This window comes from Enterococcus raffinosus, assembly GCF_018917525.1.
In the GTDB taxonomy this organism is placed as follows: Bacteria; Bacillota; Bacilli; order Lactobacillales; family Enterococcaceae; genus Enterococcus_A; species Enterococcus_A raffinosus_A.
This window is the reverse complement of the sequence record NZ_JAHLOS010000011.1, coordinates 35,344-57,821: the sequence shown is the minus strand read 5'-3', so window position 1 is coordinate 57,821 and position 22,478 is coordinate 35,344. Positions and strand designations below refer to the sequence as shown.

Annotated in this window: 21 protein-coding genes; 5 read left to right on the top strand and 16 right to left on the bottom strand. The window is 38.5% G+C overall.

Annotation, left to right across the window (positions count from 1 at the left end; genetic code table 11):
- Positions 1 to 159: 159 nt before the first annotated feature.
- The 12 genes from KQI58_RS09310 to pcrA all read right to left on the bottom strand — a co-directional run bounded on the left by KQI58_RS09310 (position 160) and on the right by pcrA (position 12,799).
- The gene (locus KQI58_RS09310; RefSeq protein WP_216408536.1) at positions 160 to 543 is read right to left on the bottom strand and encodes a DUF1149 family protein; all 384 of its coding nucleotides are present in this window, start codon (positions 541 to 543) and stop codon (positions 160 to 162) included.
- 84 nt (positions 544 to 627) lie between these two features.
- Complete coding sequence (locus KQI58_RS09305; protein WP_216408534.1) at positions 628 to 1,233, bottom strand: HAD-IA family hydrolase; 606 nt, start codon at positions 1,231 to 1,233, stop codon at positions 628 to 630.
- Positions 1,234 to 1,263: 30 nt separating this feature from the next.
- Complete coding sequence (locus tag KQI58_RS09300; protein ID WP_216408531.1) at positions 1,264 to 1,932, bottom strand: 2,3-bisphosphoglycerate-dependent phosphoglycerate mutase; 669 nt, start codon at positions 1,930 to 1,932, stop codon at positions 1,264 to 1,266.
- Positions 1,933 to 1,983: 51 nt separating this feature from the next.
- Positions 1,984 to 2,397, bottom strand: coding sequence for a hypothetical protein (locus KQI58_RS09295; RefSeq protein WP_253295867.1), 414 nt, complete (start codon positions 2,395 to 2,397; stop codon positions 1,984 to 1,986).
- 23 nt (positions 2,398 to 2,420) lie between these two features.
- Complete coding sequence (locus KQI58_RS22995; RefSeq protein WP_010739029.1) at positions 2,421 to 2,549, bottom strand: hypothetical protein; 129 nt, start codon at positions 2,547 to 2,549, stop codon at positions 2,421 to 2,423.
- A gap of 2 nt (positions 2,550 to 2,551) precedes the next feature.
- Positions 2,552 to 3,916, bottom strand: a complete 1,365-nt coding sequence (gene rlmD / locus KQI58_RS09290; RefSeq protein WP_216408529.1) for a 23S rRNA (uracil(1939)-C(5))-methyltransferase RlmD — start codon at positions 3,914 to 3,916, stop codon at positions 2,552 to 2,554.
- 157 nt (positions 3,917 to 4,073) lie between these two features.
- The gene (locus KQI58_RS09285; protein ID WP_216408527.1) at positions 4,074 to 5,087 is read right to left on the bottom strand and encodes a diacylglycerol kinase; all 1,014 of its coding nucleotides are present in this window, start codon (positions 5,085 to 5,087) and stop codon (positions 4,074 to 4,076) included.
- Positions 5,088 to 5,100: 13 nt separating this feature from the next.
- Positions 5,101 to 6,531: an Asp-tRNA(Asn)/Glu-tRNA(Gln) amidotransferase subunit GatB gene (gatB, locus tag KQI58_RS09280; protein ID WP_216408525.1), complete on the bottom strand. Its 1,431-nt coding sequence runs from the start codon at positions 6,529 to 6,531 to the stop codon at positions 5,101 to 5,103.
- On the bottom strand, positions 6,531 to 8,000 hold the full coding sequence (gene gatA / locus KQI58_RS09275; RefSeq protein ID WP_216408523.1) for an Asp-tRNA(Asn)/Glu-tRNA(Gln) amidotransferase subunit GatA: 1,470 nt from the start codon (positions 7,998 to 8,000) through the stop codon (positions 6,531 to 6,533). Before gatA ends, gatB begins: the two co-directional genes overlap by 1 nt.
- Positions 8,000 to 8,305: an Asp-tRNA(Asn)/Glu-tRNA(Gln) amidotransferase subunit GatC gene (gatC, locus tag KQI58_RS09270; protein WP_216408521.1), complete on the bottom strand. Its 306-nt coding sequence runs from the start codon at positions 8,303 to 8,305 to the stop codon at positions 8,000 to 8,002. The genes gatA and gatC overlap by 1 nt, the downstream gene beginning before the upstream one ends.
- A 194-nt stretch (positions 8,306 to 8,499) precedes the next feature.
- Positions 8,500 to 10,518 carry an NAD-dependent DNA ligase LigA gene (gene ligA, locus KQI58_RS09265; protein WP_253295870.1) on the bottom strand — a complete coding sequence of 673 codons (2,019 nt, stop codon included), beginning with the start codon at positions 10,516 to 10,518 and terminating at the stop codon, positions 8,500 to 8,502.
- A 31-nt stretch (positions 10,519 to 10,549) separates the two neighbouring features.
- Positions 10,550 to 12,799, bottom strand: coding sequence for a DNA helicase PcrA (gene pcrA, locus KQI58_RS09260; RefSeq protein WP_216408519.1), 2,250 nt, complete (start codon positions 12,797 to 12,799; stop codon positions 10,550 to 10,552).
- A gap of 152 nt (positions 12,800 to 12,951) precedes the next feature.
- Between pcrA and KQI58_RS09255 the strand changes: the two genes are divergently transcribed.
- Positions 12,952 to 14,526, top strand: coding sequence for a ClC family H(+)/Cl(-) exchange transporter (locus KQI58_RS09255; RefSeq protein ID WP_216408517.1), 1,575 nt, complete (start codon positions 12,952 to 12,954; stop codon positions 14,524 to 14,526).
- Positions 14,527 to 14,671: 145 nt separating this feature from the next.
- Here KQI58_RS09255 and KQI58_RS09250 read toward each other — a convergent pair whose 3' ends face one another.
- Positions 14,672 to 16,132, bottom strand: coding sequence for an alpha-amylase (locus KQI58_RS09250; RefSeq protein ID WP_216408515.1), 1,461 nt, complete (start codon positions 16,130 to 16,132; stop codon positions 14,672 to 14,674).
- 159 nt (positions 16,133 to 16,291) lie between these two features.
- Here KQI58_RS09250 and KQI58_RS09245 point away from each other — a divergent pair, with 159 nt between their 5' ends.
- Genes KQI58_RS09245 through KQI58_RS09235 form a run of 3 tightly spaced genes read left to right on the top strand, consistent with a single transcriptional unit; the run spans position 16,292 to position 19,934 of the window.
- On the top strand, positions 16,292 to 17,044 hold the full coding sequence (locus KQI58_RS09245; RefSeq protein ID WP_216408513.1) for a DeoR/GlpR family DNA-binding transcription regulator: 753 nt from the start codon (positions 16,292 to 16,294) through the stop codon (positions 17,042 to 17,044).
- The gene (pfkB, locus tag KQI58_RS09240) at positions 17,041 to 17,955 is read left to right on the top strand and encodes a 1-phosphofructokinase (protein ID WP_216408511.1); all 915 of its coding nucleotides are present in this window, start codon (positions 17,041 to 17,043) and stop codon (positions 17,953 to 17,955) included. The genes KQI58_RS09245 and pfkB overlap by 4 nt, the downstream gene beginning before the upstream one ends.
- Positions 17,956 to 18,008: 53 nt before the next feature.
- Complete coding sequence (locus KQI58_RS09235; protein WP_216408509.1) at positions 18,009 to 19,934, top strand: PTS fructose transporter subunit IIABC; 1,926 nt, start codon at positions 18,009 to 18,011, stop codon at positions 19,932 to 19,934.
- Positions 19,935 to 19,978: 44 nt separating this feature from the next.
- Here KQI58_RS09235 and KQI58_RS09230 read toward each other — a convergent pair whose 3' ends face one another.
- Together KQI58_RS09230 and KQI58_RS09225 are read right to left on the bottom strand one after the other, a co-directional pair.
- The gene (locus KQI58_RS09230; protein WP_216408507.1) at positions 19,979 to 20,164 is read right to left on the bottom strand and encodes a hypothetical protein; all 186 of its coding nucleotides are present in this window, start codon (positions 20,162 to 20,164) and stop codon (positions 19,979 to 19,981) included.
- Between the two features lie 92 nt (positions 20,165 to 20,256).
- Positions 20,257 to 21,585 carry a hypothetical protein gene (locus KQI58_RS09225; protein ID WP_216408504.1) on the bottom strand — a complete coding sequence of 443 codons (1,329 nt, stop codon included), beginning with the start codon at positions 21,583 to 21,585 and terminating at the stop codon, positions 20,257 to 20,259.
- Between the two features lie 133 nt (positions 21,586 to 21,718).
- On the opposite strand from KQI58_RS09225, the gene KQI58_RS09220 reads away from it, so the two are divergent.
- Positions 21,719 to 21,865: an SPJ_0845 family protein gene (locus KQI58_RS09220; protein WP_216408502.1), complete on the top strand. Its 147-nt coding sequence runs from the start codon at positions 21,719 to 21,721 to the stop codon at positions 21,863 to 21,865.
- An 11-nt stretch (positions 21,866 to 21,876) separates the two neighbouring features.
- On the opposite strand, the gene yihA is transcribed toward KQI58_RS09220, so the two are convergent.
- Positions 21,877 to 22,467, bottom strand: coding sequence for a ribosome biogenesis GTP-binding protein YihA/YsxC (yihA, locus tag KQI58_RS09215; protein ID WP_216408500.1), 591 nt, complete (start codon positions 22,465 to 22,467; stop codon positions 21,877 to 21,879).
- Positions 22,468 to 22,478: the final 11 nt, after the last annotated feature.

The window sequence follows — 22,478 nt, the reverse complement described above, 5'->3', positions numbered from 1 at the left end:
CCTAAATTTTAGTGACCTTTAAATTATAACTCAGATAAAATAATCTGTCCTGAAATTTGCATTGTTTCAAAGAAATTTTCATGATCATATACAAAAAGAACTCCACCTTAAAAATGACGATCACTTTATGAAGCAAGTGTCACTTTCAGGTGGAGTTTTTTAAATTGTATTGGATGAAAAATTGATTTTAACACCTGGTTTATCTAATGCAATCTCTGTTATTTCATAAACCATGCGTTCGATCAATCTTAGTATCGGTCGAATCATCTCATTTGCTTCCGCTTCTGTCAAATCGTTTTGTTGTTTGACTTGACGATCAATCACATGAATCACTTGAGAAAGAACGCCGCCGATGATAAATTCTTCGAATGGAAGAACGAATTCAATCCTTACGCCCATAATGCTATTCTCAGGTGGGTATCCAGGATCCACTGCTTCCAATGGACTGAAATTAATCAGCAATTTTTGTTTCACTACCTGATCTTTTGGAGGAATTCCGTAGTTAAAAGATTCTACGACCTCCTGATCGCGTTGTAATTTCATTTTACACCTCTCGCTCAAGTTGAAATAATGTCTTTAATAAACAGTTTACTTATTAGTAGCCTTTCCCTAATTATAGCTTTCTGCTCAGAAAATTTGTACCATTTCTTTTAAATTATTTATAAAATAAGTCGCATTAACAACTTGATTTAAATGATCCAAATCAAAAAAAACTGTCTGTACACCAGCATTATTTCCAGCTTCGATATCTAGTTTACGGTCGCCGATCATCACAGTTTTTTCAGTCTCTAACTGATATTTATCAATAAAATAGTTAATTGCACTTGGATCAGGTTTCCTTGGAAAATTCGAATCACTTCCAATGATATCAACGATAAATGGATCTAACCCATCTCTTTTTAGCAATTGCCAGGTTGAATCCACTGTGCGATGTGTCAAAATAAAATGTCTTCCACCCTTATTTTGTAATTTTTCCAAAGTCTCCTTGGTCTCAATAAAAGGAAAAGAGTTCCTATTTTTCTGTGCCTCATAAACATGATACTTTCGATCGAAATCTGGTACAGGTAAACGCCAGTCAATAATCATTTGACGGATCGATTCGGTCTTTATTTTCCGATAAACCTCTTTTTCATCTTTTTCAATCTTAAACTCCTTAAAAGTTTCCATCAACGCTTTTAACATGATTGGATACGTATCATATAACGTGCCATCAAAATCCCAAATGTAATTCATGACATACCTTTCTAAATTAATCTATTATTTTTATAAAATTTCTTTTTGTATAATTTTTAATTGTGAATCAAAAGCATAAACCATTGGCGTAGCATTAGGTATCTCAATTTGATCCACTTGATTAGTAGGAATATCTTCCAGAAATTGTACTAACGCACGTAAACTATTTCCATGTCCGCATACTAAAACAGTCTTTCCATCGAGCAAGCTCGGTGCGATTTGATCCTGCCATAAAGGAATCACTCTCTGTGATGTCATATGTAAGCTTTCTCCAGTCGGTATCAATCGTGGGTCCAAATGATTGTATCGACGATCAAAATGATTGTCTTTAGTTAGCGGAGGAACTTCATCAAAGCCTCTTCGCCATTTTTTTACTTGCTTTGCTCCAAAATGCTCTGCAATAATCTCCTTATTTTTGCCCACTAATGCGCCATAGTGACGTTCATTTAAGCGCCAGGTTTTGTATTCAGGAACAAAACTCGCTTCTGCTTCCTGTAAAATCATTTGTGCCGTTTTAATTGAACGTTTTAAAACTGATTCGAAAGCAATATCAATCAGTAATCCGTATTTCTTTATCTTATTACCAGCTGCTTTAGCTTGCTCAATTCCTTTTTCAGTCAAATCTACATCCAGCCATCCAGTCCAATAATTTTCAAAATTCGCTTCACTTTCACCATGGCGGACTAATACTAAATTCATTTTCTCACCTTCTCATTTACAAGAATATCAGAAAAAGCCTAGTTTTAAAAACTAGACCTTTTTCACGAATTGTGTATGACAATGTTTGCAGGTCACCTTGATTTTCCCTCGACCTTTTGGCGCACGCATCTTTTGTTTACACTCTGGACATTTAAAATAACGGTAAGTTCCATTTTTGCCTTTCAAGAAATCTTTCACACGAGCAAGCCACTGAATAAATTTTTGGTTTTCGTTGCTACGCGGATAAATCTTTTTCGAGCAAAAACGATAAACCACCAACACGAAAGCTGTAATTGCAAGAATATTTCCAATGTAAAACGGAATCCAACGGTCAAAAATCATCATCACAGCCCATACAATCAGTAAGGCTTTATTGATTTGATCCAATCTACCATAACGCCCGCGCATTAAATACGCGTATTTTTGATAAAACTTTGTCAATCGTTGCATCCAAATATTTCCCAATGAAATTGCTCCTTTCTAAGATTCTACTTGTTATAAATCTTTGGTCCTTTACGCATATTTTTGCGATCATTTTTAGGTGTTTCCATCTTCTCAGAACGACCGCCGCCCTGTTTCTTTTTGATTAGTTCTAGCATTTTCTCTTTTTGATTCATCTTTACACCGCCTTTACAAGAAGCGTTACTGATTCAACGTGGTATGTTTGTGGAAATAAATCTACTGGCTGAACCTTCACAGCATGATAACCAAGATCTTCATATCTTCTCAAATCTCTAGCTAACGTAGCTGGATTACAAGAAATATAAATAATTTTTTCAGGATTAACCGCAACGGATGCTTCAATAAATTTTTCATCCAACCCTTTTCGTGGTGGATCAACAAAAATCACAGAAGGCTCGATTCCTTCACGTGCCCAACGCGGCATAATCTTCTCAGCTTTACCAACTTCGTAATTAGCATTTTCAATCCCATTTTTCTTCGCATTTGCTTTCGCATCTTCGATAGCCTGCGGCACGATTTCTACACCATAAACATGTTTAACTTTTTCAGCTAAGGATAAACCGATTGTTCCGATTCCACAATAAGCATCAACTACAATGTCTTCAGCATTCAAATCAGCGAATTCAATCGCAGTTTGATATAACACCTCAGTTTGTTCTGTATTTACTTGATAGAATGATTGGGGAGAGATTTGATAAACCTTACCTAGCAAGGTATCATTGATTGTCGATTTACCAAATAAGACCTTTTCCTCTCGACCCATGATTACATTAGTCTTTTCTGGATTGATATTCTGAATAACCGAAACAACTTCCGGTAATTCTGTTTTGATCACTTCAGCAATTTCGGTTCCCTTAAAGAAACGTTCCGTTCGAGTAACTAGGGTCACCATCATTTCATGGCTATAGTGCCCTCGACGGATGACAATATGACGAATAAACCCTGTGTTTTCTCGTTCATTATAAGCCTTTACGTTAAAACGTCGTAAAATATCTCGCACTGTAATAATCGCTTGATCAATTTCAGGGTCTTGGATGTAATAATCCTCAATCGGCAATAATACATGAGAATTTTTACGATAAAAGCCTGTCATTAACTGACTATCGACTTTTTGAACTGGAATCTGAGCTTTGTTTCTATAACCAATCGGATTTTCCATTCCCAAAGTAGCCGCTACACTCAGCTCTGGTAGTTTTGCGATTGTTTTTAGAACCTTTTCCACTTGCTGCTGTTTAAAACGTAATTGATAATTGTAGGTCATATGGCTTAAAGGTGCAATACCACTTCTTAATAAATCTTGATTCTTGACTTCTTGGCGTTCCGGATTTGCGTTAAACCGTTCGATCACTTTTCCGTATCCAAATTTTTTACCAACTTTAACAGCTTTAACTGTCATTTCTTCCTCAGGTAAAGCATTTTCGATAAAAAGTGGGTATCCATCAATATGAGCTACGCCTAACCCTTCATGCGACAAGTCATCGACTGTAACGGTATATGTTTGATTTTTCTCTACTGTGGTCATGTTATTCTCCTTTAAGGCTGATTTACTTATTCTAATGAATTCTATTAGAAAAAGCAAGGCACCCCCTACTATATCTCCCTTAAGACTTTTGTAAGAATAGAAGAATTATTTTCAAAAAAAACAATCCCGCCAAATTGAAGCGAGATTGTTTTCCAAATTATTCTTCTGAGTCTTCTTCGTCTTGAATTTTCTCATATTCCTTAACGAGTTCTATGCCTGCTTCTATTTTTTCGTTATCAGGACCTAAGATAGCTGCATCATCAATCTCATCAGTGTTCGCATAAAACTCGATGTGCTGATGTAGATTTTCAAAACGCATTGGTGCATCTCCGCCGTATTCGCCATCCAAATTGATCATCATTTTCTTGTCAGTATCAATTAAGCTGGCATCTAAAAAACTGGTTTTCACGTACAAAACTTTTGAATCGTTCACGTGTTTACCACCATTCAATACTAACGTAATCAACCGGACGATTTCAAAAAGATTTGCTGTTTTTACAACAATCAGTGAAAATTTTCCATCATCCAACTTTGCATCTGGCGCAATCGTTTCAAAACCGCCGATCGAGTTCGTTAAGCCTAAGAAAAACATTGAAGCATTGCCTTCATATTCTCCACCTTCATAAACTAAACGCATTTTGGTTGGTTTGATTCGTGGGAGCATTTCTGCTCCTTTAGCTAGATATGCTAAGTATCCAAAAATACTCTTCAATTCAGAAGGAACCTCATAGGTCAACTCAGTCAGTGATCCGCCTGCTGCAATATTGATGAAGTAAGTATCAGCTGCCTTACCGATATCCATTTTAACAGTTTGCTGCTTCTGAATAACCTCAGCAGCAGCCTTAACATTGTTGCGAGGAATTTTCAATGCGCGGGCATAGTCATTGGTTGTTCCAGCTGGGATGATTGCCATTTTAGGACGTTTTTCCAATCCGGCAATTCCATTTACAACTTCATTGATGGTCCCGTCCCCACCTGCTGCGACAACTAATTCAAAACCAGCCTTTGCGGCGCGAGTCGCTTCATTTTTTGCTGAATCAGGCTCGGGAGTCGTGGCAAATGCACTTGCTTCATAACCTGCTTTTTCAATAGCATCTAAAATATCCGCCAAATTAGTGCGCATAATTTCTTTTCCAGATACTGGATTATAAATCAGTCGTGCTTTTCTCATGATCGAGCTCCCTCTAACGTTTCGCTAATTCCTCTTGAAGTAACTTGTTGACTACTCCCGGATTCGCTTTTCCTTTAGTTGCTTTCATAATTTGTCCAACTAAGAAACCAACAGCGCGATCTTTACCATTCTTAAAGTCTTCAACAGATTGTTCGTTATTATCAAGTACTTCATTGATCATTGGCAATAATTGGGCTGGATCGGAAAGCTGAACCAAACCTTTAGCTTCAACTACCTCTTTCGCGTCTCCACCATTTTGGATCAATTCACGGAAGACTTTTTTGGCGATCTTAGAGCTAATCGTACCATCTGCGATTAATGTAATCATACCTGCTAAATTATTCGGAGTTAATTTCGTATCGGCTAATTCTAGTTTTTCACTATTCAAGTAAGCAGAAACTTCACCCATCAACCAGTTAGAGGCTTGTTTTGCATCCGCGCCTTCTTTCAAAGTATCTTCAAAGAAATCAGACATTTCACGACTCATGGTTAAGACCATTGAATCATACTCTGGTAAACCTAAGTCATTCACATAACGTTCACGACGAGCTGCCGGCATTTCAGGCAATGTCTCACGAACTTTTTCAATCCACGCATCATCGATTTCGAAACGTGGAATGTCTGGTTCTGGGAAATAACGATAGTCACTTGATCCTTCTTTGACACGCATCAAGATCGTTTTGTTCGTTCCTTCATCGTAACGACGAGTTTCTTGTTGAATCGTTCCACCAGAAAGTAAAACTTTAGTTTGGCGTTGTACTTCAAAGGTCAATCCTTTTTTGACAAAACTGATCGAGTTCAAGTTTTTCAATTCCGTTTTTGTACCGAATTCTTCTTGCCCGTAAGGACGCAAAGAGATATTCGCGTCACAACGCATTGACCCTTCTTCCATCTTCACATCACTGACGCCAGTGAACTGGATGATTGAACGCAATGCTTCCAAATAGGCATTAGCTTCTTCAGGAGAACGCATGTCTGCTTCAGATACAATCTCGATCAACGGTGTTCCTTGGCGGTTTAAATCGACATAAGAGTAGCCACCGATACCATGCATATTCTTACCAGCATCTTCTTCCAAGTGAACACGTTCAATGCGAATTTTTTTCTTTTTACCATTTACATCAATTTCGATCCAACCATCGTGACCAATCGGCTCATCAAATTGTGAAATTTGATAAGCTTTTGGATTATCTGGATAGAAGTAGTTCTTGCGGTCAAAGTGCATGTTTTTAGAAACTTCACAATTTAGTGCAAGTGCTGCTTTCATTCCAAACTCGATCGCTGCTTTATTCATGACTGGTAAAACGCCTGGATAACCCCAGTCGATAATATTTGTATTCGTATTTGCTTCCGCACCAAAGTGAGCGGGCGCAGGTGAAAAGATTTTAGAGTTTGTTTTTAATTCAACATGGACCTCTAGCCCAATGACTGTCTCTAAGTTCATTATTTGTCCCCCCCTAAAATCACTGGTTTTTGCTTATGAAAATCTGTTGCTTGTTCAAAAGCGTAAGCCGCTTTATACATAGTTGATTCGTCGAAATGTTTTCCGATGATTTGTAATCCAACTGGCAACCCTTCTGAGAAACCTGCAGGAACAGACATACCTGGTAAACCAGCTAAGTTTACAGGAATAGTCAAGATGTCATTTAGATACATAGTGATAGGATCATCGATATTTTCGCCGATACCAAAGGCAACTGTTGGTGATGTTGGTCCAATGATTAAATCATAATCAGCAAAGACTTTATCGAAGTCTTGTTTGATTAAGGTCCGTACTTGTCCAGCCTTCTTGAAGTAAGCATCATAGTAACCAGCAGAAAGAGAGAATGTTCCTAACATGATCCGACGTTTAACTTCATCGCCGAAACCTTCCGTACGAGTGTTTACGTACACATCTTCCAAGTTTTGGACATCTTCTGAACGGAAACCATAACGGATACCGTCAAAACGTTGTAGATTTGAGCTTGCTTCAGAGGAAGCGATGATGTAGTACACTTCTACACCATATTTTGAATGTGGTAAGCTGACTTCTTCAACCGTCGCACCTAATGCTTTAAAGGTTTCAACGGCTTTCGTGATTGCTGCTTTAACACCAGGTTCGATTCCTTCAGCCATAAATTCTTTCGGTAAAGCAATTTTCATTCCCTTAATGTCCCCTGTTAAGCCAGCAGAAAAATCAGGAACAGAGACGCCGGCAGAAGTACCATCCTTTGGATCATAACCACTGATAGCATTCAGAGCCAAGGCGTTGTCTTTAACCGTACGCGTAAACGGTCCGATTTGGTCTAACGAAGAAGCAAATGCGATCAAGCCAAAGCGAGACACACGACCATAAGTAGGTTTCAGCCCAACAACACCGTTGAAGGCCGCTGGTTGGCGAATACTTCCGCCAGTATCACTACCTAATGAAACAGGAACTTCACCAGCAGCAACAGCTGCAGCAGAACCACCTGAAGAGCCCCCTGGAACTTTTGTTTGATTCCAAGCATTTTTTGTCGTCTTAAAATAAGAAGTCTCACTTGAGCTTCCCATTGCGAATTCATCCATGTTAAGCTTTCCAACTGGAATTAAGTCAGAGCCGTACACTTTTTCCATAACAGTTGCATCATAAATAGGATCGAAGTTTGATAAGATCTTAGATGCCGCAGTTGTCAAAAGCCCTTTCGTTACAATGTTGTCTTTGATTCCGATTGGAATACCAGCCAACGCATTGTCATCGGTAATTCCTTTCGCATCAATAGCTTTTGCCATTTCCATCGCTTTTTCTTCATTTAAAGTAATGAAAGCATCAATATCCTTTTCTGTTTCTTTGATGCGAGCAAAGGTTTCACTTGTTAAATCAGTGGCTGTAATTTCTTTTGAAACTAACAGACTGTGTAATTCTTCAATTGATTTATCGTATAATTTTTCCATTATGCACCAGCCTCTCCATTGTCAATGATAGCCGGAACCTTAATGAAGCCATCTTCGCTTTCCGGAACGTTTTTCATTAACTCATCGCGTGACCAGCCTTCATCAGCTACATCCTCACGCATGACGTTGATTGTTTCTAATACATTGGAAGTAAATGGCACACCTTCTGTATCAACTTCCCCAAGTTGTTCGACCATGTCGATTATTTTGCCTAATTGATCCGTGAAACCGGTCAATTCATCCTCTGAAAAAGAAAGCTTCGCAAGTTTCGCGACATGTTTCACTTGTTCTTCATTGATTGCCATAATATCCCTCTTTCTTTTGTCAATTTTCAATCATTTTATCATATCTCTGTTAGAATTCACGGCTTTTTCTTGAAATTTTTTGAAAAATTGTTCAATTCAAACAATTCAAGAATAAACACCGTCTAATAGATTTAACGTCTTTTATAATACCCGCTGACTAATCGAATCGTCAACAAACTTCTAGACAACTTTGCCTAATCTGTATGGCTTTCTTCAATCGCTTGGATCATTTGTTTTTCATCCCAGATTTCAATACCTAGATTTTGTGCTTTGGTCAACTTGCTCCCAGCATCTTCACCGGCGACTACTATATCGGTCTTTTTAGAAACACTACCGGTAACTTTACCACCAAGATTTTGAATTTTTTCTTTAGCGTCTTCTCTTGTATAATCAACAAGTTTGCCAGTCAAAACGACTGTTTTATCTTTAAAAGGCGATTCGATCTCTGCCAATTGGCTTGCACGAACTCCTTTGTATTCAAGGTTCACACCACGTTCAGCTAATTCCTGCATTAGTTCATGAACTTCTTCATTTTCAAAGTAAGTTACAAGACTATCTGCAATCGTTTCGCCAATCGTATTCAGATTAACAATCTCTTCTTTAGTCGCTTGACTGATCGCCTCAAGATTTCCGAAATGTTCAGCTAAAATTCCCGCTGCTTTTGCACCAACATGACGAATTCCTAAACCAAAGATCAATCGTTCGACAGAATTCTCGCGACTAGCATCAATCGCCTGCAGAATATTTTCCGCTGATTTATCTTTAATCTTATCCAAGGTTAATAATTGTTCTTTTTCCAATGCATAAAGATCTGCAACATCAGTAACCAACCCTTTATCGAACATTTGTGCCAACACACGTGGTCCGAGGCCCTCGATATTCATTGCGTTCCGAGAAACAAAATGACTCAATCCTTCTTTAATCTGTGCTGGACACTTTGGATTAATACAACGCAAAGCAACTTCTTCATCTAAATGAACGAGCTCACTGTCACAGATTGGACAATGCGTCGGTACTGGATAAGGTTCGCTGTCAACTGGTCGTTTTTCTAAAATAACTTGCGCAACTTCAGGAATAATATCCCCAGCTTTATAAACCAAAATCGTATCATTCAAACGAATATCTTTTTTCTCAATGTAATCACTATTATGAAGGCTTGCCCGTCCTACTGTTGTTCCAGCTAAACGTACTGGCTCCATAATCGCAGTAGGTGTCAACACACCAGTCCGACCAATTGTCCAGTCGATGTCTAATAGTGTCGTTTGTGCTTCTTCAGGCGGGAATTTATAGGCTGTCGCCCATCGCGGTGCCTTTACCGTAAATCCTAGCTCGTCCTGTAATGAGAACTCATTTACTTTGATGACAATTCCATCGATCTCATAGGACAAGTCATCTCTTGTTTCATGAAATTTCTCGATATATTCCCAAACCTCATCGATTGTTTCACAAACTTGGTGTTCAGGGTTTGTTCGAAATCCAAGACGAGACATTTCGTTCAATGCATGATCTTGGGTAGTTGATTCCAAGGGGCCGAAATCAGCTAGCGTATACAAAAAGGTACTTAAATTTCTTTGAGCGGCGATACGGGTATCCAGTTGACGTAAGCTCCCTGCTGCTGCATTACGCGGATTTGCAAAGACTTCTTTTCCATCTTCTTCTCGCTGCTGATTCAGTTTGATAAATGAAGCTTTCGGCATGTAGCACTCGCCACGAACCTCGATTGTTAAAGGCTCTTTTAATCGTAATGGAATTGACTTCACGGTTTTTAAATTCTCCGTGATGTTCTCGCCAACTGTGCCATCTCCGCGAGTTGCGCCTTGAACAAAAAGGCCATTTTCATACTTTAATGAGATCGACAAACCATCGATCTTTAATTCCACACAATAAGAAACCGGATGTCCGACCGCTTTCTTCACCCGTTCGTCAAAGGCGATTAATTCTTCCTTGCTAAAGACATCATTCAAACTATATAAAGGAATATCGTGAACAACTTTTTCAAAGCCCTCTAATACTTTTCCACCAACACGCTGTGTAGGTGATTCAGGCGTAATCAAGTCAGGATATTCCGTTTCGATTTCTACCAATTCTTGATATTTTTTATCGTAAACAAAATCCTCCACCGAAGGCTGATCTTGTACATAGTATTCATAGGCATATTGATTCAGTTCATCGCGGAGCTCTGCTGAACGCTTTTCCGCTGCTTGAAAGGTCATTGGTTCCAAGAAGATTCCTCCTAATTATTACTTATACTTTTTGAATTGGCGCAAAAGCCGCCAATAAACGTTTGACGCCTTGCTGTGGAAATGCAATATCTAACTCTACATCTTTTGCATTGCCGCTAACTTTCACTACTGTTCCAGTTCCCCATTTTTTATGCTGAACTTTATCGCCAGGATTCCAATTCTCATTTTCACCGCCAGATGCTGTCTTATTCGTCACTGGTTCGCGCGTTGCATGCTGGTATTTAGGCTTCATGGCATTTGGATTTGAAGTAAATGGATTGTTGTATGCACTTTTAGGTTGTGGCTGCATTCCCACAGCATTCAACAAGCTGTCATCTATTTCAGCAACAAATCGGGAAGGTTGATTGTATTGCGTTTTCCCGTAAAGTGTTCGAGAAAAAGCATTCGTTAAGTACAAGCTTTCCTCGGCGCGAGTAATACCGACGTAAGCCAAACGACGTTCTTCTTCTAGTTCTGCCTCTTCCATCAATGAACGAGAGAGTGGGAATATCTTTTCTTCCATCCCAATCAGAAAAACGATCGGAAATTCTAACCCTTTAGCTGCATGTAATGTCATCAAGGTTACTTGGGCACTCTCTTCTTGATAATCATCCAAGTCTGAAACCAAAGCTAAATCGTTTAAGAAAACAGCTAGTTTTTCTTCTGGGGCATCCGTTTCCTCATCATCCTGTGCTTCATTTCGTTTATCAAATTCCTTTGTAACTGTCCGAAATTCTTCCAAGTTCTCTAGACGTGATTCCGCTTCTAAGGTTCTCTGATTCTTTAGCTCATCTAAATATCCTGTCCGTTCTAAAACTTGATCAACTATATCTGTTACTGGTAAATAAGTTACCATTTCTTGGAATTGAGTAATCATTGTGCCAAATTCACCAATCATCCGGCCAGCCTTGCCGGAAATATTTGCCAAGTCAACATTTTGTGCCGCTTCAACCATTGACCAATCATGCATTGCAGCAAAATTTCGTAACTTCTCAACTGAAGCAGCGCCAATGCCCCGTTTTGGTGTATTGATCACTCGTTCAAAACTGACACCATCCCGGGGATTATTAATGATGTTTAAATAAGCGATGATATCTTTTATTTCTTTACGATCATAGAACTTATGACCACCAACCATTGTATAAGGCACATTGGATTTGACCAACGTATCTTCAATTACCCGTGATTGGGCATTTGTCCGATAAAGAACAGCAAAGTCATTATAACTACGATTATTAGTTTGAATTTCTTCCTTTATTTTGCTGATGATGAATTGCGCTTCGTCACGTTCGCTATCGGCACGATAATAAGTGATTTGTTCTCCAGCCTGATTATCCGTCCAAAGATTTTTATCGCGACGATTACTATTATTTTTAATGACTTGATTGGCTGCGTCTAAAATACTTTTAGTCGAACGATAATTTTGCTCTAATAAAATAACAGTTGCATCATTATAATCCTTTTCGAAATCCAAAATATTCTGCATATCGGCCCCACGCCAACCGTAAATACTTTGATCAGCATCACCGACTACGCATAGATTACGGAAACGTGCAGCCAGCATATTGACCAATGTGTATTGTGCATGGTTAGTATCTTGATACTCATCCACGTGTAAATAATGAAACTTATTCTGATAATATGTCAAAACTTCCTCATTATCTTCAAATAAGCGGATCGTGTTCATGATCAAATCATCAAAATCCATGCTTTGATTGTTGCGTAATGCTTTTTGATAAGCATCATAACAACGAGCAACGATTTCTTCAAAAAAAGAACCTTGACGTTCAGCATAAGTTTCTGGCGTCAACAATTCATTTTTTGCGTTGCTGATACTCCCTAAAATCGAACGTGGATCATATTTTTTAGGATCGATATTTAGTTCCTTTAAAATTCTTTTCATCAATGTTAATTGATCTGAGCTATCCAAAATAGTAAAGTTCCGATCATAACCAATCGCATCGACATCTCGACGCAAAATCCGTACACACATGGAGTGAAAAGTTGAAACCCAGACGTCTTCTCCGCCTTTACCTAAAATCCCATTTACCCGTTCTTTCATTTCTCGTGCTGCTTTATTAGTAAATGTGATCGCTAAGATATTCCAAGGATTCACATTTTTTTCTTCTATTAAATAAGCAATTCGATGCGTCAAGACTCGTGTCTTTCCACTTCCTGCTCCCGCCATAATCAATAACGGTCCTTCGGTATGAAGCACCGCTTCTTTTTGCTTAGGGTTTAGTCCTGCTAACAACTCCTGTTTGTTTGGCATGCAAAACGTCCTTTCTTTATTCAATCTTTTTCATTATAGCATCTCAGAAAGTTTCGCGACACTAGCAACATTTTAAAAAAGCGAATTCATTGATTCATCCTTGTATTTCTTGGAAAAGCGCGTTAAATTTAATAGGGATATGGGAGGAAATCATGAAAAACGAACATGAAATCAAACGTTTAGATAGTACAAAAGTAATTTTTATATTGAAAGGAATTCTGATCGGAGCAATTGCGGGGATTATTGTCAGTCTGTTTCGTTTACTGATAGAGAAAATGATGGAACACATCGTCATGCTTTATCTTTGGCTTCGCGGAAACCCATTTTGGGTTATTCCTTGGGCTTTAGTTATGTTGGCTTGCGCCTTTATTGTTGGCAGTTTAATTAAATCAGAACCTAATATCAAGGGAAGCGGAATTCCCCAAGTCGAAGGAACACTTCAGGGTGAGATCAAGCTAAATTGGTTTTCAGTTCTATGGAAGAAATTCGTGGGTGGCGTCCTATCAGTGGGAGCGGGATTATTTCTAGGTCGTGAAGGTCCTTCGATTCAGTTAGGTGCGATGGTCGGTCAAGGTTTCAGTGAATATACAAAGGCATCTACCTCTGAAAAAAAGATTTTTATTTCTAGTGGGGCTGCTGCGGGCTTAGGAGCTGCTTTTAATGCCCCGATTGCTGGACTGTTATTTGTGATTGAAGAGGTCCATCATCATTTTTCTCCTTTAATTTGGTTGACCTCTCTAACAGCAGCATTGACCGCTAACTTAGTTTCCTTGAATTTTTTTGGATTGAAGCCCGTTTTATTTATTGCTAATGTCCCTTCATTACCTTTGAAATACTATGGCTTATTGATTATTTTGGGAATTATTTTAGGTGTTCTGGGGTATGTGTATCAAGTCGTGCTTTTATCTTTGCCACAACTTTATAAACGCAGCCATTTGCCAGAACATCTGTATGGCATTATCCCATTTTTATTGATTATTCCAATTGCACTTTTATTCCCCCATTATTTGGGTGGCGGCAATCAAATCGTATTATCGCTTGGTGAACAAGTTTTTCCGTTGATTGTTTTAATATCTTTATTCGTTTTACGATTTATTTTTTCAATGGTCTCTTACGGCGCAAATCTTCCAGGTGGTATTTTCTTACCAATCTTGACGCTGGGTGCTTTGATCGGAGCAATTTATGGAACTGTCTTGCATCGCTGGTTCGGAATGGACCCAATGCTGATCAGAGATTTTGCTATTTTTGCGATGGCAGGATATTTTACCGCTATCGGAAAGGCACCCTTAACAGCAATTATTCTTGTGACTGAAATGGTGGGGAATATTACTCATTTAATGCCGCTAGCGGTTTGTTCTTTAACAGCATATGTCGTCAACGATTTGTTAGGTGGTAATCCTATCTATGAATCATTGCTTGAACGTTTATTAAACGGACATCTCCCAAGTATTACCGGAAATAAAACCATCATCGAATTTCCAGTGACTGCCGAAAGTACTCTTGATGGTACAATGGTTCGCGATTTTAATTGGCCAAAAGAAATGTTGTTGATTTCGATTAGACGTGGTTCTTCTGAGATACTCACTCATGGAGATACAGTCATGAAAGTCGGCGATTTGCTGATGATCCTGACAGACGAGGGTTACACTAAAAAAATTAAAAAACAGATTCGCGAACGTTCCGACGCAGCGATCGCAAAAATACAAGATAAAACAATAAAAGACTAACCATAGCTTTTTTAGAGCGTACTAAAAAAAGAAAACGAATCGTCATAAAACTCTCCATACGGAAAAGAGATATGATTGTTCGTTTTCTTTTATTTTTTATGGCTACTTAAAAAATTTAACTATGGTGACACATTCTTCTTATTAGTTATCCTCGTATTTTTTGGACCAATTTCTCATTGACATAAACAGAAACTTGTCCATCATTTACTGGGAACACACCTTGTCCATTTTCATCTAAAACTACTTTTGCATCGTTATTTCCGAGCAAGTCAACGAATGTTTCTCCCTCATGAATGGCGCTGATAGTCATTTCTTTCTCGCCGCCTTTGGCATTCGTCATAATTACGGCAGCTCCAGAGTTGCTATCGTCAAAATCACCAGTTAATGTCCAACCAATAATATCTGGGTCATCAAAATAGTCCGCCTGATTTCCAAAATTTAATTCTTCCCGTAACTTGATTAGGCTAGTCAGACCGGAGCCCACTGCATCAGCATTTTCAGTTCCGTACAGGTCACCCCAGAAAACAACAGGTGTTCCTTCATTTCTCAATAAAATCAATGAGTAGGCATGTAGCTTGAACCAGCCCTCTATCCAAGACTCCAAACTTTGCCCATGTTGAGTATCATGATTGTCAACGAAGGTAACCGCCCAGTCGGGTCGAGTCTCAATCAAGGTTCCAGCAAATATTTGCCGCATATCAAATCCGCCCATCGTTGAAGCGGCCTGAAATAGATTGAAGTGCAATGGTACATCGAACAGTGAAATCAAATTTCCTGATGAATCAAGATATTCCTGTAACTTATCCAGCTCATCAGACCAATATTCACCCACTACAAATAGCTCTTCGCCCTTTTCCTCTCTGCGATGCAACAACCAGTCAACAAACAAATCAAAACGGATATGCTTTACCGCGTCCAAGCGATAGCCATCAACATCCGTTAATTCTTGATACCATTTCCCCCACTTATCTAGTTGCTCTATCGTATCGGGATTCTCCATGTCCAGATTACATCCCATTAAATAGTCAAAGTTGCCATTCTCATCATCAACTTTCGGTTCCCAACCTTTATCTGCAAAATTAAAAATCGCATGGTCCTTTTCGCGAGCATCATAATCAACACCTGAAAAATTTTTCCAATTCCATTGATAGTCGTTGTATTTACCTTGACGACCTGGGAAAGTAAATTTCGTCCACGCTTCAATTTCTTCTTCGCCAGAACTTGGTTGTGTTCGATCATCAAATTGATATGAAACGGCTGAGACCACTTCCGTTTCGTCAGCTCCCATAAAATGATCGAAAACAATATCCGCGTAAATTTTCAAGCCAGCTTTCTTCAATGCAGTAATACTGCTTAAATATTCTTCTTTTGTACCATATTTTGTCCTAACACTGCCCTTTTGATCGAACTCACCAAGATCATAAAGATCGTAAGTTCCATAGCCGACATCATTTGCGCCTTCTGAGCCCTTATAAGCTGGCGGCATCCAAACGGCATCAATACCAAATCCACTCAATTCTTCTGCTTTTTCTGCTAGTGTTTTCCAATGGTTCCCATCATTAGGTAGATACCATTCAAAACCTTGTAAAATTGTTTGTTTTCCCATAACCTTCACCTCTTAACATCTATCATACCGAAATTAATGGGTCCTTCAAAATAAGATGAACTACATCACTATATTTAAACGCTTTTGAATGTTTTTGGATGTTTATGGTTGTATTACAAAAACAATTATGGTATTATTTCAAATGAAGGAGGATTGAAAATGCTTACAGAAGAACGACACAGAAAAATAATCGAATGGCTGGAACGCGATGGATTAGTCAAATCTCAGGATTTGATTCAATGGCTGGATTCTTCCGAATCGACTATACGTAGAGACTTGCAAGAATTAGAAAATTTAGAAATGCTAGAACGTGTTCACGGTGGTGCTAAACGTCCACAGCATCTTGAACAAGAACTAGGTATGATCGAAAAATCATCCAAAAACGTTCAGCAAAAGAAAATGATCGCTAAATACGCAGCTGAAAGCATCACTGATGGCGATGTCATTTATTTAGATGCTGGAACGACAACCTCTGAAATGATTCCTTTTCTTAAAAATCGAGCAATTACTGTTGTTACAAACTCAGTTGGTGTAGCTGCTCGTCTAGTTGAAGCCCAAATCGCGACAATTGTATTAGGCGGACGTATCAAGCTATCAACTGATGCAGTTGTTGGTTCACAAGCTTTAGAACAATTGAAACAGTATCGTTTTAACAAGGCATTTATGGGAATGAATGGGGTCCACCTAGATAGTGGTTATTCCACTCCAGATCCTGAAGAAGCTATTTTGAAAAGAGTAGCTATTCAGCAATCTGAAGAAGCATTTGTTTTAGTCGATCACAGTAAATTCAACCAGACAAGTTTCGTTAGTGTTGCTCATTTGTCGGCGGCTTCAATCCTCACCGATACCTGTCCTTTGGTTATCCATGATCAAATCACAGAACAAACTACCTTGAAGGAGGTTTCTGTATGATTTATACAGTGACACTAAACCCATCAATTGACTACATCGTCCATGTCGATCAATTAACTATTGGCGATGTTAATCGAATGAAAAGCGATTTGAAACTACCAGGAGGAAAAGGAATCAACGTTTCGCGAATTTTGAAACGCATTGATAATGATTCTACTGCTTTAGGATTTCTTGGCGGATTTACTGGACATTTTATTGAAGAATGGTTAAAAAAAGAAACTATTCAATCAAACTTCACCCCAGTTTCCGGCGATACACGAATCAATATTAAATTGAAAGCAAACGAGGAAACTGAGATCAACGGGCTAGGTCCAGTCGTTTCAACTGACGAAATGATTGAGCTGAAAAAAGTTCTAGGAGGCTTGAACTCAGAAGATATAGTGGTTCTGTCAGGGAGTAAACCCGCTAGTGTTCCAACAGGTTTTTATCAAGACCTAATTGAAATTATTAAATCACAAGGAGCTTCATTTGTTATTGATACCACTGGTGCGGATTTGATGGATGCATTAGAGAAGAAGCCTTTATTAGTCAAACCAAATAATCATGAACTGGCCGATCTATATCAAACGACTTTCACATCTGTTGAAGACATTTTTCCGTTTGGTCAACGTTTACTAGACGAAGGTGCACAGCATGCTCTAGTTTCAATGGCTGGTGATGGCGCATTATTATTTACTAACGAAGGAATATACCGTTCAAATGTACTAAAGCGGACAGTTAAGAATTCTGTTGGTGCTGGAGATTCAATGATTGCTGGGTTCGTTGGTAACTTTACCAAAACTCAAGATCCTGTCGAAGCCTTTAAATGGGGAGTTGCTTGTGGTAGTGCTACCACTTTTTCAGATGATTTAGCCACTGCAGATTTTATTCGAGAATTACTACCAGAAGTTGAGATCACCAAAGTAAAATAAATTCAGATCTCCCCTTCTGTTGAACATATTTTATAACAATTGGAGGAACTATAATGGATATTAAGGACTTATTGATCAAAGATGCCATGATTATGGATTTGCAGGCGACAACTAAAAAAGCTGCTATCGATGAAATGGTTCAAAAAATGTATGATGCTGGGCGAATTTCTGATATTAATGTTTATAAAGAAGGTATTCTAAATCGCGAGGCCCAAACTTCAACTGGTTTAGGTGATGGCATCGCAATGCCTCACGCAAAAAACAGTGCAGTTAAGGAAGCAACCGCTCTATTTGCAAAAAGTAAAAATGGCGTGGACTATGAATCACTAGATGGTCAACCCACCTACCTGTTTTTCATGATCGCTGCTCCAGAAGGTGCTAACGATACACACCTGCAAGCTTTGGCTGCCTTGTCTAGACTTTTGATCAATCCTGACTTCGTCGCTAAATTGAAAGCTGCTGAAACACCTGATCAGGTTCAGGCAACATTCGACTCAGCAGAAAAAGCAAAGAAAGCTGAAGAAAAAGCAGAAGCTCAGGCGGAGGCTGAAGAAAAAATCAAAGATACTAACCGTCGATATATCGTAGCGGTTACAGCCTGCCCTACCGGAATTGCTCATACCTATATGGCCGAAGATGCTTTGAAGAAAAAAGCAAAGGAAATGGGCGTTGATATCAAAGTAGAAACAAATGGATCTGAAGGAATCAAACATCGCCTAAGTGATGAAGATATTGCCCGAGCAGATGGCGTCATTGTAGCTGCCGATAAAAAGGTTGAAATGAATCGTTTTAATGGCAAAGAATTAGTCAATCGTCCAGTCAGTGATGGTATTCGGAAGCCAGAAGAACTCATTAACTTAGCATTAAGCGGAAAAGCTCCTGTCTATCATGGCAATAACGAAGATTCCTCAGCTACAGAAGAAAAAAGTGATAATGGTACTTTAGGTCAACGTATCTACAAGGATCTAATGAACGGTGTCTCACATATGCTGCCATTTGTAATTGGTGGCGGAATCATGATCGCTTTATCATTCATGATTGACCAATTTATGGGAGTTCCTCAATCGGAATTGGCCAACCTTGGTAATTACAACCAAATCGCTAGTTGGTTCAACCAAATCGGTGGTGCTGCATTTGGATTCATGCTTCCTGTACTTGCAGGTTTCATTGCATCGAGTATTGCTGATCGTCCTGGTTTAATCGCTGGGTTTGCCGCTGGATCGTTAGCCAATGCCGGTGGTGCTGGATTTTTAGGCGCACTAATAGGTGGTTTCTTAGCTGGGTACGTGATCATTTTCTTGAAAAAGATCTTTAAAAACTTACCTAAATCACTTGAAGGTATTAAAGCGATTCTTTTCTATCCTTTCTTTGGTTTGATGATTACTGGATTCTTAATGCTCTTAGTCAATGTTCCGATGAAGGCAATCAATGATGGGTTAAATGGCTTTCTAACTGGGTTAAGCGGATCAAATGCCATTTTACTTGGCGCCTTACTAGGTGGCATGATGGCTGTCGATTTAGGCGGTCCTATCAATAAAGCAGCCTATGTATTTGGTACAGCAACACTTGCAACAAGTGTCGCTCAAGGTGGATCAATCGTAATGGCAGCTGTTATGGCTGGTGGAATGGTTCCTCCTTTAGCCATCTTTGTTGCCACTCGTTTATTCAAAAACAAGTTCGAGAAAAGTCAAGTAGATGCAGGATTAACGAACATCGTGATGGGACTCTCATTTGTAACAGAAGGTGCCATTCCATTTGCAGCTGCCGATCCAATTCGTGTAATTCCAAGTTTCGTAGTTGGTTCAGCTTTAGCTGGCGGTTTAGTTGGTGCTGTTGGTATTAAGTTACTCGCTCCTCACGGTGGTATCTTTGTTGTTCTTTTACTAAGCCACCCACTACTTTATCTTTTGTTTATCATTATTGGGGCAATTGTTTCAGGCGTTATTTATGGTTTAGTTAAAAAACCAGTCACTAAATAAATAAAAAAGAATCCACTCTCAAAATTTCGAGAGTGGATTCTTTTCTACATCCAACGATCTTTTCTACGGGCCCTGACTGGCTGAGGTTTTGGCTTAATAGCAAAAAGGATCATTCCAATAAAGAGAACGATAATTGACAAAGGTATTTCTAGTGACGGAAGTGGCAACGCAAAAATTACTCCAACAATCAGTAAGCAACTACCCATAATCTTAATATACCTGTGATCCATAGATAACCTCTCCTTTTCGTATTCGTATGAATGAAATAATTTTCTTTAGCTACATACCAACCATCATTTTTTACCATAAAATTCAAGTTTTTCTATATTTCAAGTATGTCTAATTGATTTTTTGCTGAGACTTTCTTTTGGTCAATAAATGAAACAATTAGGTGCTTCGCTTCCTTTTCCAAAGAAAATGTCAATGAATCATTTTTACGACTAACTTGATGAATCGTCATATCTTTTAGTGCGGACTTCAACTCTTCTAAAGGAAAATCCAAAAAGGCTTTTTTCGGGATAAACAGTTGTAAAACAGCAGTATAATCCTTATAGCGCATATCCTGAATTTCAAACTCGATTGAATCACGAATATAATATTCAAAGGCTGCTAAGCCCTTGTCCAAGGTCAGCTCAGGATATAAAATATGATAATTCATCATTCGTTCACTCTCATCATCAATCCATGGAAAATAGGCCAGAGCATTTAGCCCACCTTTCATTCGATTTACGCGATATTGGTTCGTCAAAAAGTTATAAGTGCGTGTCACAAAATAGGACGCCTCACTCTTTTCTGTTGGTTGAAATTGTTCATTTTGATATTGAACAGTTTGAATCACGGTATCTTCAAAAGCAAACTCAATATAAGGCTGTTTCAATAAACCAACTCCATTAGTATAGGATAATTGTGAAATTCCTAATTGATCTCGAAATAATTGTTGAAACTTTAAGTTTGCCTCTTCTTGCCATTGAAATGGATCTTTGTATAGTTCAAAAAATACACCTGATCCTAACTCAGCTACCCGTTCAACTTGCTGAATCTCTAACAATAGTTGCTTAGCAAATAATTTTTTATAAGGAGCTCCTAAAAATAACCACCAACAAGCGGTTAAACACACTCCCTTGTAAAAAACATCGTAGCCCGGAAATGCATTACAGTCGATGACTATATCTCCATTAAGCCCTTTCATTTTTGGTAGAGCATTTGTTTCTTCCGCAGTTTCAAAAGAGCGACGTTTGGATAACTCGCTTGTATTATGATAAAGATACTCGTCGTAGGAACGAATATAGGCAAAAAATCCATGTTCTGTTAAGCGGTTTTTTAGGTAATCTAGATAGACTTTTTCCCAATAATAAAAATTCTTTTCATTGATGATATATTTTTCAAATAACGTATCGCTTAAAAGATGTAGTGTTGTTTCCTCTTCAGAATTTTTCAACTGCAGCCAGAAATCTTCCTTCATGCCAAAATTTGAAATCACCTGTTCCAATTGACTCTGATCAAATGACTGCTCTTTCCCATTAATCAACATCTTGTCTGGTTCCAGCAATAGGCGACTCATGACTAACCAATCACTTATCTTTGATTGGATGTCGGCTTGCTTCAAATCGTAAAGCTGGCTGACACTGTAAATCTTTTGATTTTTTTCCATTGCCTTCCCCTTTCTCATCACTCTATTATAATTATATCGTAAAGATTTAAAAAACCCTATGAAATTGATTACTAAGTTTTAAAAAATTGTATACTATAGTAGAATGTGATAAAACTAAAATGGAGGTGTTTAGATGGGCCTAAAATTTGAAAAAAACGATGACTTAGATAAGTTGTTTGAATCGTTCGCAGTAGATCCAGATAAGAAAGTTCAAAAAGATGAAGACATTCAAAAATTTCTAAAACCAAAAAATGAACAAACTGATAAAAAAAAGGATTAGGCTTCCTGTGCCTAATCCTTTTCTATTGCTGCTTCAATTGCTTCCCAAGCTTCTTCTTTTCCTTTTTTTGTCTCAGATGAGAAAAGAATGAATGTATCATCAGGATCAAAATCTAATTTTTTCTTGATCGCGCTAGTATGTTTATTCCATTTTCCGCGAGGAATCTTATCTGCTTTTGTCGCAACCACAATCACAGGAATATTATAGTATTTTAGAAATTCATACATTTGAATATCTTCTTTACTTGGATCATGACGAACATCTACTAAAGATACTACCGCACGCAACTGCTTGCGGCTGGTAATATAGGTTTCAATCATCTCGCCCCATTTTGCTCGTTCTGTTTTTGAAACCTTGGCATAGCCATACCCGGGTACATCAACAAAATGTAGTGCGTTTTCGATGAGATAAAAGTTTAAGGTTTGAGTTTTCCCAGGTTTCCCTGAAGTTCTCGCTAAATTCTTTCGATCAATCAAGGTATTGATAAAAGAGGATTTCCCAACATTTGATCGTCCTGCTAAAGCAATCTCTGGTAAATCAGTTTCAGGATACTGTTTTGGTGAGACCGCACTAATAACGATCTCTGCATTATGCACTTTCATTCTTTCACGCC